This is a genomic window from Fodinicola feengrottensis, assembly GCF_010993775.1.
Classification (GTDB): domain Bacteria; phylum Actinomycetota; class Actinomycetes; order Mycobacteriales; family HKI-0501; genus Fodinicola; species Fodinicola feengrottensis.
The window spans coordinates 26,156-39,100 of sequence record NZ_WOTO01000026.1 but is presented as its reverse complement, the minus strand read 5'-3'; the positions used below and the strand labels follow the sequence as shown (position 1 = coordinate 39,100).

Below are 12,945 nucleotides of genomic sequence, written 5' to 3'. Positions count from 1 at the left end.
GGCTAGAACGCGAACACGCCGACAATGAGGTAGGTAGTTTCAGGGGCGATAATGACCGCTGCGCAGGAGCTGGCAGCGATCGTCGTGATGCGCCGATTGACGAATGGGCCCATGACGTCACGCCGTCGGGTCAAAAGGACGAGCGGGACCAGGGCGAAGGGGATCCCGAACGACAGGACGACCTGCGAAAGGACCAGGCTGTCGGTCGCCGGCAGTCGCAGGCGCAGGGACGACAAGCGCGGGCAGCATGGTGACGCCGCCTGGCGGAGGAAAAGTGGCAGGCTGCGGTTGAGGAAGCCTCTCATGACGACCTGGCCGGCGTACGTGCCGACGCTGGAGGACGAGACGCCGGAAGCCAGCAGCGCGACGGCGAAGACGAGGGCGCGCGCCGCCGCCGTAGCGGTCGAGGTCGGCGTGGGCGAGCAGGATGGGGTCGGCGCCGCCGCCGAGGCCGGTGGCGTGCAGAAGTGAGGCGGCGAGGACGAGCATCGAGACATTGATGAGGCTCGCGGTGCCCAGGGCCACGATGACGTCGGCGCGCAGGGATTTGAGGAGTTTACGGCGAACTTCCTCACCTTCGCGCGCGGCCGCGAGCTTTCGTCAGGGCCGAGTGCAGGTAGATCGCGTGTGGCATGACGGTGGCGCCGATGATGCCGACGGCCAGCAGAACGCCGTCAGGGCCGGCAAAACTGGGGATCAGGCCGGCGACGACACCGACCGGATCGGCGCCAACCCAGAAGAGGTCGTACGCGAAACCAAGGAAGACCCCCGAACAGCGCGGCGATCGCCAGTTCGAATCGGCGATAGCCGCGCTGTTCCAGAGCCAGGATGGCGAAAGCCACCACTGCGGTAATAAGACCGGCCACCGGCATAGGTACGCCAAAGAGCAGGTTCAGGCCGATCGCGGCGCCGACGAATTCGGCCAGGTCGGTGGCCATGGCGACGAGTTCGGCCTGGACCCAAAGTCCGAAAGACACCCGACGGGGGAGCCGTTCGCGGCACAGCTCGGCCAGGTCGTGTCCGGTGGCGAGGCCGAGTTTTGCCGACAGGTACTGGATAAGCATGGCCATCACGTTGGCGACCATGATCACCCAGATCAGCGTGTAGCCGTATTGGGCGCCGGCGCTGATATTGGTCGCGAAGTTGCCGGGGTCGACGTACGCGACAGCGGCGACGAACGCCGGCCCGACCATGGTGGTGGCCGGGCGCAGCCTGGACACGCGGGGACGTGGCCGTACCGCGGCAACGGCAGGGTTCTGCTCGCCCACTGACGACCACCTCCCAATCCACTGTGGAGTTGTGCGTTAGCCGACGGACGGCCCCAGGCCGAGCGACTGCGGCGTACTGGCGTCCGGCGACGGCTGGTGCAGGCCCTCATCCAGCGGCCCGAACTCGGTCATCAGGGCCGCGCTGCCGCCCCACGGAGTCTGTTCTTCGGCGATCAGCGTGTTGGTGGTGAGCAGCAACCCGGCCACCGACGCACCATTTTGCAGCGCTGAACGGCACACCCGCAGCGGGTCGATGACACCCATCTCGATCAGGTTTCCGTAGGTTTCGTGTAGGGCGTCAAAACCTTCGTCGTCGCCGAGTCCGCGGGTGTGGGCGACAATATCGGCCGCCGGCAGGCCCGCGTTGCTGGCAATCAGGAAGGCCGGCTCGCTCAGCGCCCGCCGAACGATATCCGCGCCAATCGCGTGGTCACCCTTCAAACCGTGCTCCGCCAACACCTTTTCGGCGTGCAGCAGGGTGGCGCCACCGCCGGCGACAATGCCCTCGGCCATCGCCGCGCGGGTCGCGGACAGTGCGTCCTCGACCCGGTGCTGCAGTTCCTTGAGCTCGGCCGGAGTCGCCGCGCCCACCCGGATGACGCCGACTTTCCCTGTCAGGGCGCCGATCCTTTCGGTGAGCACGTCTTCGTCGATGCCGAACTGCGCGCGCTCGAGCTCGGCGCGGAGTTGGTTGACGCGGAATTCGACATCCTCGGCGGACCCGGCGCCGCCGATGATGGTCGTCGAGTTGGAGTCGACGCGTACCTGCCGGGCCCTGCCGAGGTGCTCCAGTGTCATGGTTTCCATCGAGAAACCGGACTGCCGGGACAGCACCTTGCCGCCGACGATCGCGGCCAGGTCCTCGAGTTTGTGTAGCCGACGGTCACCGAAGCCGGGTGCGCGGATGGCGACTGCCTGGAAGTTCCCGTTGACGTGGTTGTGCACGAGCATGGACAGCGCGGTGCCCTCGACTGTCTCGGCGATCATCAGTACGAGCGGCCGCGGCGCTCGCATGATCTTGTCCAGGACCGGCATCAGTTCCTGGACCTTGGTGACTTTTTCACTGCACATCAGGATGTACGGGTCGTCCACGATCGCCTCGAGCCGGCCCGGGTCGGTCACCAAATAGGGCGACAGGTAGCCGTTGTCGAACTCGAACCCCTCGACGTAGTCGACACTCATGCCGATCCGCGGTGATTCCTCAATGGTGACGATGCCGTCCTCGCCAACGGTGTGCAGTGCCTGCGCGATAATCGCGCCGACGGCGTCGTCGTCATTCGCCGAAATCGCGGCCACCCGGGCGTACTCGTGCTCCTCGGTGATCGAGTGCGCGACTTTTTCCAGATGTGCCACCAGTTGCCCGACGGCGATGTCCACGCCGCGCTTGACCAGCACCGGGTTGGCGCCGATGGTGATGGCCTTCATGCCTTCGCGAATGATCGCCTGCGCGATGACGGTGGCCGTCGTGGTGCCGTCACCGACGACGTCGTTGTTTTTGATCGCCGCTTCTTTCACCAGTTGCGCGCCCATGTTCTCGAACTGGTTCTTGAGGTGGATTTCCCGGGCGATCGTGACGCCGTCGTTGGTGACGACGGGGGAGCCGGTGATCTTCTCGATGATCACGTTCCGGCCCTTGGGTCCCAGGGTGGATTTGACCGCGTCCGCGAGTTTGTCGACACCGGCGAGAAGCAGGTCTCGGGCTTCTGAGCCGAAGCGCAGTTCCTTGGCCATCGTTGGTCCTCCTCGTACGTACTCGCGGATGCGATGCGGATGGGTTACGGGGTGAGAATCGCCCGGCCGCGGACCTTGCCCGCGGCCAGGTCGGCGAGCGCGTCCAGTGCCGCGTCGAGCGGGTATTTCTTGGTGTGCAGGGTGACTTTTCCGGCCTGCGCCAAAACCATCAGCTCAACCAGGTCGTTGTACGTACCGACCAGATTGCCGATCACGTTGCGCTCGGTGGAAATGATGTCGATCGTCGGGATGTCGATATTGCTCCCGTAGCCAATCACAAAATGCGACCCGTTGCGCTGGGTCATCGCAAACGCATCCTGTTGGGCGCCCTGTTCGGCGACGAAGTCCAGGACAACCTCCGCGCCGTTGCCGCCGCCGGTCAGGTCGAGCACGGCGGCCACGTGTTTGCCGTCCGCGACCACGGTTTCGTCCGCGCCGAGCTCGGCGGCCAACGTGAGGGCGTCCGGGTTTCGGTCCACCACAATGACTCTGGCGGCCGTGAGGGCGGTCAAGGACTGGATGCCGATGTGCCCGAGCCCACCGGCGCCATTGACGACGCAGGTCGTGCCGGGATAGAGCAACGGCACGGCTTTGCGTACGGCGTGGTACGCGGTGATGCCGGCATCCGCGAGTGCGGCCACGTCCTCGGGTTGGGTGTTGGGATCCAGCTTGATACAGGCGCGCGCTGAGGTCAGCAGGTATTCGGCCATACCGCCATCGGCGTTGATACCAGGAAAAGTGCTGTTGATGCAGTGCATGTCCTGGCCGGCGCGGCAGGCGTGGCAGAGCCCGCAAGTCGGCGTCGGATGCAGGATGACGGTGTCGCCGACGGCGACATTCGTCACGGCAGAGCCAACTTCGTGCACCCATCCGGCGTTTTCGTGGCCAATCGTGTAAGGCAGCGTGACTCCGGACTTCTCTTCCCACTGCTGCTCGATAATGTGCAGGTCAGTACGGCACACTCCGGCGCCGCCGACCTTCACCACCACGTCGAAGGGCTCTTTTGCGGTCGGCTCCGGAACGTCCTCGATGACGGGTTGCTGGTGGTACGTGTGCAGCCGTACGGCCTTCATCCCGCGTTCTCCTTTCCTGTCGCACTTGGATAGCGAGCAAGCAGCATGCCCCGGCACACCCCGGAGTTGGCGTCCTGGCTGACCCGGGTGACCCGGGCGATGCCCAGGTGCCGGCGCAGTTGGTCGGCGGGTACGGATGTCCCGGTCGCCGGATCGACGAGCAGCGCGTCGGAGTTCTCGCACGGAGACCGAGTTCACGGCGGCGGGACCGCAGTCGCGAAGTTTCCGCGTCCTGCGGTGCGTCTCCCAGCGTCGCGGTGCCCAGGCTCGCTGGGGTCGGCTCCAGCGGACACCATCGCGCGGCAGACCCGGTCGGTGCCGGCGAGCACGGCCTTGCGCAGGAAATCCGCGCGCAGGCTGTCCAGTTCGTCGGCGGCCTCACCCTCGAAGGATGCGACGAAACCGGCGCGCGCGGCGACCCCGGAATTGATGGTGTCGGCAGCGAAATGGTCCTCCAGTTGGATGTCTGCGAGAGCTACCCCCGGAACCGCGTTGACCGCGTCGTACGCGTCCGCCACCATCAGGAAAGCGAAGTTGGGCGCGCAGAAATAAGTCGGCAGCCGCAGTCGTACGACCGCGGTGCCGTCCGCCGTGACTTCGTGCCTGGACACGAAACCGAGGTCGGTGAGTGGCTCGTCGAGCTCGGGATCCTGGACCGTCGCAAGCGCCGACCAGACCGCCGCGGTGACGGTGGTCTGGTCGGCGCCGGCGCCCATTGTGGGGGCTGCCATCACGATGCCGGTACGCTCTCCGGCTCGCCTACGGCCGGTTCAGGGCTGGAGTCGACCTGACAGTCAGCTGGCACCTCGATGTCGTACAGTCGAGCCGCGTTCAGCCCGAGGATTTTCTTTTTGGCCGTGGTGCTGAACTTCGAGTAGTCGCTGAACTCGGCACTGTCCGGCATCTGCCAGTCCACGAAGCCCTCGACCTGCCATTTGGGCTCCCAGATGGCATAGTCCGCACCGAAGAGCATTTTGTCCTCGCCGAGCCAGAACATCAGCTCGCCCATCACCTTGGCGAAGAAGTTCGGCCGGGCGTGCATCAGGCCACCGACCACGACCGACAGGCCGGCGTAGACGTTCGGCTCCTGCGTTGCCATGAAACAGAAGTCCTCGATGCGCGGCAGGCCGACATGCTCGACGATGAAGTTCAGCTCTGGGAAGTTTGTCGCGGCGTGGTCGACGTCGGACACGTCGAAGGCGTCCTTGTCCAGTGGCCAGATCGTCGGCCCTTTGTGGACATGCACGTTCTTGATGCCCAGTTCCTGGCATTTTTCCAGGTATTTCGCCGCCTCCGGACTTTTCAGGCTCCAACCGCGGGAGTCACCTTTCCACTCCGCGGTGTAGAGCTTGACGCCCTTGCTGCCCCAGCGCTCGACTCGCTCCTGCAGGCCCTTGAGTCCGTCGTCGCCGTCACGCGGGTCGAAGTTGGAGTTCACCAGGAACTTGCCGGGATGTTTCTCGGCCAGTGCGCCGTTGGTCTCGGTGGTGTTGAAACCTTCCGAATACCACTGCCGCAGGTTGGTCGGCTGGAAGATCGCGACGTCGACGTGTCCATCCTCGAACAGGTCCTTCATCATGCGTTCTTCGGTGTACTTCTGGAAATCCTCGATCGACCAGTGCGTCTCGGCCGGCCCTAAGCCTTGGTACGCATGGAAACACTCGATCCAGCCCTTGGCGTACTGCTCTTGGCCCTTGACCCAGTTCGCCGGACTCGCGTCCCAGAAATGGGTGTGGCCGTCAACGACGAAGTATTTCTCTCCATCTTTCTCATACACTTGGATTTCCTCCCAGGGCTGGATCGAATGCGGTCTGCTATGACCGTGCAACCAGGTCGAAGTCGATGAACTCCGCGGCGTCCTCCGGGTTCGCGAACATGATGGTCCGGTCGTCCTCGTGGATCATCCGGCCGTAGTGCGTCGACATGCTCTCCTCGAACTCGGCGGCGTCGAACCAGCCGTGCTCCTCGCCGGCGGCTTCGTCGACCTCGGCGTAAACCAGGTCCACCCGGCCCTTGGCGTCGACCCGGATCATCGACGGTAGTGGCGTCACCGTGACGTTGTCCTTTGTGGACATCACCTGGGCGATCAGCGCGCCGACCTGGTTGTTCATCAGTGTGAAGCCGCACATGTTGGACGCGGTGTTGTCGACCTTGTACGCACTCTCGGAAAACTTGAACGTGGTCACTGGCCCAGCTCCTTCGGTGCCTGCAGATCGAGGTCGGACAAAATGCCGCTGAAACGGCTCTTCGCACGGTCCAGGCCGTCCTCGAAGCGCGGGGGCTTGGCGTCGGGCTGCGACCACAGCGGTTGCAGCGTGCGGGCCGCGGAAATGCAGCGGGGCACCCAGGTCGCCAGCCACTGGCCCATGATGGCCTTGTTTTCCTTGGCGAACTCCTTGTCGTCCACCAGCAGCCGGAACATCGCCTTGGTGTAGCGCAGGTCCCGTTCGGCGAAGTCGTATTCCTCCGCGCCGATCAGCGTCGGCGTGATGAAGTCGCCGTTGGACGGAGCGGCCTGCTGGACCAGGTTGCTGCGGAACAGTTCGCCCACCAACGGCTCGAAAATGATGTTCGACGCGAAAAAATCGCCTCACACCAGTCCCAGATGCCGGTCAGCTGCTCTGCGGTGTCGCGTACGCCCTGCCATGCCGGATCCGAATTCCAGGTCTCGACGTGCGCGGTGCCGTCGAGCCTTCGATTTCCTCGCTGAGCGTGAGGTTGTAAAGGGCCAGGTCCTGGGCCGCCCGGATCCGGTGCATGCTGTTCACCGAAATCGCGTTGTTGTGCATGTTCGTCGGGGCCCGCCGGTTGGCGTTCGCGTACAGGTAAAGGCCGAGGCCGTGGTCGATGTGCATCCACGCGCCGACGTGCTGGGAAACGAAGCTGACCCAGTTCGGGTTCCACTGCTCGAAAGCCTTGGACTGCTTGGCAGCCTCGATGTTCTGGTTCAACTGCCGTACGACATTGGAGTTGTAGCGATAGAGGGTCAGTTCCCATTCCTCGTTGGGATCCCGGAACTCGTGCCAGCCCAGCGCCGGCCACGGGTAACCGGTGCCGCCGGTGCCAGGTCCGCGTTCGGGCACCGGGCGGTCCGAGCCCCACGCCTTCAAAGCCGTCCACTCCAGTGGATATCCGCCCTTGCCGTCGGCGAAGCCGTACAGCCAGCCCTGCGACAGGTAGTGCCGAGGGTCGGGCTGCACCTCGACAGTCACGTCCTCGTAGTGGCTCTGCTTGCGCTTCTGCGGGGTGAAGTAGTTGTAGCGGCGCGCATCGGAGTCCGGGAAAACCTTGGCACCCGCCTCCGCGTCGGTGAACACTGGCTTGGGGACGCTGCGTTCTGTCGTTTGTTCTGGAGTGGTAGTCATTTGTTTTCCTTACTGTTCGTCCGCGTCGCCGGTCGTGGTGAACTTGTCATAGAAGATCCGCTTGTCGGCCACCCCGAGAGTCGGCAGCAGTTCTAGTGCCGCCTCAACCATCGGGGGCGGGCCGCACACGTACGCGTCGGCTCTGCCCAGATCGTTTTCCAGCCGTCGCACCACATCGGTGATCAGGCCGGTCTCGCCGTCCCAGCCGTCGTTCTCGTCCGGTTCGGACAAGGCTGGTACGTACCGGAACGACGGCAGGATGTCCGCCAGCGCGGAAAGCTCCTTCTCGAAACAGAGGTCCTTGCGCCGGCGGGCGCCGTAATAGAAAGTCGCCTTCCGTTCGATGCCGCGCTCAGCCATTGACCGCAGCAACGAAAGAATGGGTGCCATTCCGGCTCCGCCGCCCAGGAACAGCAGATCCGACTGTGGAGCGTCCCGGAGCGTGAAAACCCCGAACGGGCCGGTGATGTCGAGCCGGTCACCGATCGCGACCTCTTCATGCAGAAACGTCGAAAAAAGTCCGTCTGGATAGATCTTGATCACGAACTCCAGCAGGCCCTCGTTCCGCCCGGGGGTGTTCGCCATCGAGAAAGATCGGGTGGCCTGCCGGTCGGGGACGGCGAAATCCACGTACTGGCCTGGAAAGAACTTCAACGACGACGTGGGGTCGAGCAGCTTCACCACCAGGTGAACGAGGTCGTGAGTCACGTACTCCTTGGAGATCACCTCGACCGCGGCTTCCTGGATCGGCAGCCCGGACTTGATCATTTCCTCGTCGTAGTTGAGAAGTTCGATGGTCAGGTCCTCGTACGCGTGCGCCCGGCACAGAAGTGTGAAGCCCTCTTCCTTTTCGTAGTCAGGCAGCGCGAACGTGGAATAACGGTCGTGTTCGACGTCGTCGCCGTCCAGCAGGAAGGACTTGCATGCCGCGCACTGGCCCTCTTTGCAGCCATGCATCAGCATGATTCCCTGTTCGGCGGCGGCCCGCAGGATCGTCTTGTCCTCGTCAACCTCGATCTCGATCCCGACCGGCTCGAAACGCACGTGGTGTTTTTTTCGCCCATCGCCTGCCTTTCTTCGGTGTCGGTCGGCACCAGCGTGGGTACGGCCCGGGAAGGGGGCGGGCCGTACCCACCGAAGCTGGCTCAGGAGGCGGCCGGCGCCGGTCGGCCGGCGGGGCCCTGCTTGTTGTAGTCGGCGACGAAAGCGGCGCGCTCGTCGTCGTTCATCTCGTTGAGAATGACGTTCGGGGAAAGCCAGCGGCGGGCAGCGGCGCAGGTGGTCCAGCGTCCACATCTTCTTCGGGTCAAGGTTCAGATGCGGTTGCGCGACCATCGTGTTGCCGTCGTCCCGTACGAAGCCCATGTCCTTCACCACATCGGCCCAGTTCCAGCCGTGGTAAAGGGTTTCCCATTCACGGGCGCCGATCAGCTTGCCCATGTTCGGGGTCTGTCGGCCCTGGTACGTCGGCCGGAACGCGACCGCGTCGGTCCACCGGCATTCCTGGTGGCAGTAGGTCCGCCACTGGCCGTCGACCTTGTCGACCACCATGTCCTCGCGCGCACCAGGCACGGGACCATGCAGGTCCAGCAGCGGTGCGGGTAGACGTAGTCAACGTCCTCGAACACGATCGGGTTGTGACCGTTCGGGGTGGCGAGCCGGTTGTAGTTTTCCCACCACTTGCCATAACGGTCGTACCAGCCCGGGTATTTGTACTCGAACCACTCGAAGTCCTTGTCCGTCATCGCGTCGATCCGCCAGTAGTTGGCGAGCCACCCGGTGGCGAAGAACTGCGCGACCTCGTGCACATAGCCCTTGTTCCAGATCTGGTTCCAGGCTTCCTCAATGAGGTCGTGCGGAATTTCCAGGCCGTACTTCTCCAGTGGTACGAGATAGCTGCGGTAGTAGTCGTCGTAAATCCACCGACGCCACATTTCCGCGTAGCTTTCCCGATCCTTGCGGCGGTCCTTGGTGCCGTACTCGATGAACGTACCGATGGCGGCGTCCACCACGCGGTGGTTGTTCCACCACGCGTACCGAAGGTCGCGGGCCAGCAGTTGGTGGTTGGTCTCGTCCGACAAAGCCATCAGCAGGGTCGCGTACCCGTTGCTGATGTGCCGGGACTCGTCCGACTGCACCGAGTGGAAGACGGTCGGCAGCAGGTAGTCGCCGTTGGCGGCGGCTTCTGCCGGCATAGCGACGAAAAGCGTGTTGGTGAACGCGGTCTCGGCCACGATCGTCAGGTAGATGCTCGCCGCGGTGATCGCGTCACCGGTGATGAAACCTTCGGCGAACTGACGGCCAATGGTGCCGCAGCAGTAGTCGGACTGGAAATTGCGGAGGCTGCTGTTGAAGCCCGCCGGGTCGATGTAGTTGTTCATGTACAGGCGCTTGAGGTTCTGTTGGATCGTCGAGTGCCGGACTTCGTCGATCATCTGGATGGCCTGGCCGTTGTGCAGTTCCGGGTTGGGAACCGTACGGAACAGCAGCGGCATCGCCCGTGCCGCCGAGATTTCCGGCAACGGGATGATGGAAAGGAACAGCTTCTGCCATTCCAGCCAGCGTTCCTGCACCTGCCGGAACATGTTGCCGCGGATCGCGCCGTCCTCGGCGCCGTAGACGCGATGGTCTTTTTCTTCCTGCATGGGGAAGTAGGACCGCAACACCTGCTTCAGTGGGTCCTTTTTCTTCGCCTTCTGGAAGGTGTAGTCCGTGCCGTAGTGCGACACCGGCTCGTGGTAGGCCGGCTCCCAGGACAGCTCCTGGATTTTCTGGTGGGCTCTCGCCACACTCTGGCGGCTCATGATCACTCCTTACCCGCCGATCCCGGCGGCGCCTTGCATCGGCTTGGCAGTCAAGTCGGTGTACGCCACCGCATCGGCGACCCAGCTTGATCTCCCGTCGGCACTGCCCTCGACACCGTCGGTTGGCCGGCCCGCCCGCACGGTGGGGCCGAAGGCAATGCCCCTACGCAGCGAATTACATCGCGGGTGTGACCCTTGTCGGGTCTCAATATGAGACAGTGTGCATGCGTGTGATTACGGTTCGTCCAGCTGTTGCGGAAGCATCCTGGTACGAAGATCAGCCAGTTGGTTGCGGATGTTCTGGGAGGTGCGCGCATCTCCTTCGACGGTCGGCGTGATGCCCATCGCCCGCAGTAAGGCGGTGGCCGGCTCGCCCGGATTGCCGGTGCCGCCGAGCACCGGATGCAGGCCCTTGTCGACAAGGTGGTGGAACACGACGTTCACGACGGTCCAGGGGTTGTACGTCTCTTCCGGGGCCAGTTCGGTGATTTGTTCGGACGGTTGGGTCGAAGACATGGGCACCTCCCAGCCCCATGACACAACCGGGCCAGTCCGGCAGATGTCTCAATTTGAGACACCACCGGGGGGCCGGCGCCCCTAAGCTGTGGCCCAGGACACACCCTGCGGTGCCCGCGGTCGGCCGCTCGCGGGCAGCGGTAGGAGGTCTACGTGGATGACGCACGCAACGTGCGACCGCTGGTGATGGCACCGGCTACGCGGGTCTCGCCCGACGATCCGCAGTTGGCCCGCGCCCGGATCGACTTCCTGACCTCCGAGCACGTCGAGTCGGACAAGGTCCGCCGGCCCATTTTGGCTTCGTGGTCGCGATCCCTGAACCTGCGGGTGCCGGCGGACCGGATCGCTATCCCGTACGTACGGGACAAGGACATGGACACCCCGCTCGTCCGGGCCGCCGAGCCGGTGTTGGAACGGCTCGCCGAGCAGCTCAGCGACCAGCCGATCAGCATCATCCTGACCGACCAGACCGGCATCGTGCTGACCCAGCGAACCGGCGACATCGACTTGCACCGGCACCTGGAAAGGGTCGAGCTGGTGCCCGGTTTCAGTTACGGGGAACGGTTTGTCGGCACCAACGGCATTGGCACGGCCCTGGAGGACGGTCGGCCGACGCACGTCTTCGGGCATGAGCATTATGCCGAAAACCTGGAAAACCTGGCCTGCGCGGGCGCGCCGATCCATCACCCGATCTCCGGCAAGGTGATGGGCGCGGTCGATCTGACCTGCTGGAGCAAGGACGCCGGGCCGTTGATGGTGGCGTTGGCCAAGACGACCGCCGAGCAGATCCGCCAGGCGGTCCGCAGTAACACCCGCGAACTCGCGCTTTTCGAGGCATACCTGCGCACCTGCCGCCGTACGACCGGAATTGTGATGGCCTTCAACGAAGACGTCGTGATGGCCAACGACGCCGCCCGCCGGCTGCTCGCGCCGGCCGATCAGGCGCTGCTGGTCGGCCAGGCCTCGCAGGTGATGGTGGACCGCCGGCCGGCGTCCGCGCGCTGGTCACGCTGCCGGCCGGCGGCAAGGTCCGGCTGCAGTGCCGGCAGGTGCCGGGGCCGCGGTACGGCGAGTCCGCCGGCGCGGTCGTATCCGTGACGCTGGTGGAAAGCGACGAGGAGCGGACCGACCGGCCACCACCGTGGCGCTGCCGATGTTCCTGCCCGGAGTGGTGGGCTCGGCGCCGGTGTGGCTGCGGTGCTGTCACGACGTCGACGCGACTTACGGCCGCGGTGAATGGGTGGTGTTGTCGGGGGAGTCGGGGGTCGGTAAGAACACCCTCGCCAAGTGCGTACACCAGCGGCGTAATCCGACCGGGCGGCTGCACACGCTGGACGCGGCGGCCGTGCCGGAGTCGGGCTGGCCGGCCGATCTTCGTCGGGATTTGCTGGAAGATCCGGTGGACGCGCTGGTCATCCGGCACGTCGACCGGCTGCGCAAGGGCGCCTTGACCGCGTTGGTTGAGGTCCTACGGGAAGTACGAGCGGCCGGCCGGCAGCCGCCGTGGGTCGCGGTCACCCTGACCGAGGGCGCGGGAGCCGCGCCGGACCTGACCGACCTGATCGCGTTTTTCCCTCGTACGATCGAAGTTCCGCCGCTGCGCCGGCACCCCGAGGACATGGGCGAGCTGATCCCGTTGTTCCTCAGCAAGCTGTCGCAGGGCGGTCAGCTGCGGTGTTCTTCGCCGGCGGTGCACCTGTTGATGCGGGCCACTTGGAGCGGCAACGTCACCGAGCTTTATCACGTGCTCAAGCAGGTCGCGCAGCATCGCCGGACCGGGCTGATCCGGCCCAGCGACCTGCCGACCGAATACCGCACGGTCACTGGGCGGCAGCTGAACAGGCTGGAGTCGATCGAGCGAGACGCGATTGTCGACAGTCTCGACGACGCCGGCGGCAACAAGGTGCGCGCGGCCCAGTTGCTGGGCATGTCCAGGGCCACGCTTTACCGCAAAATCCACGATTACGGGATCGTCACGCCAGATCGTTGAGTGCCCTGCCGAGATCGCGATGCGCGATGCCTTGGGCGATGACACTCGGCGCGTTCGCCGCGTAGCCCAGCACCAAACCGGGCGGGCCGGGAAGTTGCCGGTGCGGCACCGGCTGAACGTTGCCGCCAGTGCGCAGCACAGCGGCGTGCACGCTTCACGCCTTTCGCGGCGGCGAGCGCGTCGTCGCGGGCGGCGCGG

Annotated in this window: 10 protein-coding genes and 3 pseudogenes; 2 read left to right on the top strand and 11 right to left on the bottom strand. The window is 64.8% G+C overall.

From position 1 onward, the window contains the following. Window positions 1–2: 2 nt before the first annotated feature. From GNX96_RS64625 to GNX96_RS23360, 10 genes and pseudogenes are all read right to left on the bottom strand, one after another. A pseudogene (locus GNX96_RS64625) lies at window positions 3–1,193 on the bottom strand (Nramp family divalent metal transporter). A 111-nt stretch (window positions 1,194–1,304) separates the two neighbouring features. Continuing rightward, window positions 1,305–2,999 carry a chaperonin GroEL gene (gene groL, locus GNX96_RS23400; RefSeq protein WP_163569717.1) on the bottom strand — a complete coding sequence of 565 codons (1,695 nt, stop codon included), beginning with the start codon at window positions 2,997–2,999 and terminating at the stop codon, window positions 1,305–1,307. A 44-nt stretch (window positions 3,000–3,043) separates the two neighbouring features. Further along, window positions 3,044–4,072 carry an NAD(P)-dependent alcohol dehydrogenase gene (locus GNX96_RS23395; RefSeq protein WP_163569716.1) on the bottom strand — a complete coding sequence of 343 codons (1,029 nt, stop codon included), beginning with the start codon at window positions 4,070–4,072 and terminating at the stop codon, window positions 3,044–3,046. Window positions 4,073–4,266: 194 nt separating this feature from the next. Next, window positions 4,267–4,803 carry an iron-sulfur cluster assembly protein gene (locus tag GNX96_RS23390; protein ID WP_279581247.1) on the bottom strand — a complete coding sequence of 179 codons (537 nt, stop codon included), beginning with the start codon at window positions 4,801–4,803 and terminating at the stop codon, window positions 4,267–4,269. Next, the gene (locus GNX96_RS23385) at window positions 4,803–5,849 is read right to left on the bottom strand and encodes an amidohydrolase family protein (RefSeq protein ID WP_163569715.1); all 1,047 of its coding nucleotides are present in this window, start codon (window positions 5,847–5,849) and stop codon (window positions 4,803–4,805) included. The genes GNX96_RS23390 and GNX96_RS23385 overlap by 1 nt, the downstream gene beginning before the upstream one ends. A 37-nt stretch (window positions 5,850–5,886) precedes the next feature. Beyond that, a complete protein-coding gene (mimD, locus tag GNX96_RS23380; RefSeq protein ID WP_279581284.1) occupies window positions 5,887–6,201 on the bottom strand; it encodes a propane 2-monooxygenase effector subunit MimD in 315 nt (104 codons plus the stop codon). A gap of 53 nt (window positions 6,202–6,254) precedes the next feature. Beyond that, window positions 6,255–7,437 (bottom strand): annotated as a pseudogene (locus GNX96_RS23375) (toluene hydroxylase). 9 nt (window positions 7,438–7,446) lie between these two features. Then, window positions 7,447–8,481, bottom strand: a complete 1,035-nt coding sequence (locus GNX96_RS23370) for an NADH:ubiquinone reductase (Na(+)-transporting) subunit F (RefSeq protein WP_163569713.1) — start codon at window positions 8,479–8,481, stop codon at window positions 7,447–7,449. Between the two features lie 101 nt (window positions 8,482–8,582). Continuing rightward, window positions 8,583–10,241, bottom strand: a pseudogene (locus GNX96_RS23365) (methane monooxygenase). Between the two features lie 234 nt (window positions 10,242–10,475). Further along, complete coding sequence (locus GNX96_RS23360) at window positions 10,476–10,757, bottom strand: hypothetical protein (RefSeq protein WP_163569712.1); 282 nt, start codon at window positions 10,755–10,757, stop codon at window positions 10,476–10,478. Window positions 10,758–10,910: 153 nt separating this feature from the next. Here GNX96_RS23360 and GNX96_RS54500 point away from each other — a divergent pair, with 153 nt between their 5' ends. Further along, the gene (locus GNX96_RS54500) at window positions 10,911–11,855 is read left to right on the top strand and encodes a GAF domain-containing protein (protein WP_279581246.1); all 945 of its coding nucleotides are present in this window, start codon (window positions 10,911–10,913) and stop codon (window positions 11,853–11,855) included. A gap of 43 nt (window positions 11,856–11,898) precedes the next feature. Beyond that, window positions 11,899–12,747, top strand: a complete 849-nt coding sequence (locus GNX96_RS54495; RefSeq protein ID WP_279581245.1) for a helix-turn-helix domain-containing protein — start codon at window positions 11,899–11,901, stop codon at window positions 12,745–12,747. On the opposite strand, the gene GNX96_RS23350 is transcribed toward GNX96_RS54495, so the two are convergent. Beyond that, window positions 12,731–12,898: a hypothetical protein gene (locus GNX96_RS23350; RefSeq protein WP_163569711.1), complete on the bottom strand. Its 168-nt coding sequence runs from the start codon at window positions 12,896–12,898 to the stop codon at window positions 12,731–12,733. The two genes, GNX96_RS54495 and GNX96_RS23350, sit on opposite strands and share 17 nt — an antisense overlap. Between the last annotated feature and the right edge of the window lie 47 nt (window positions 12,899–12,945).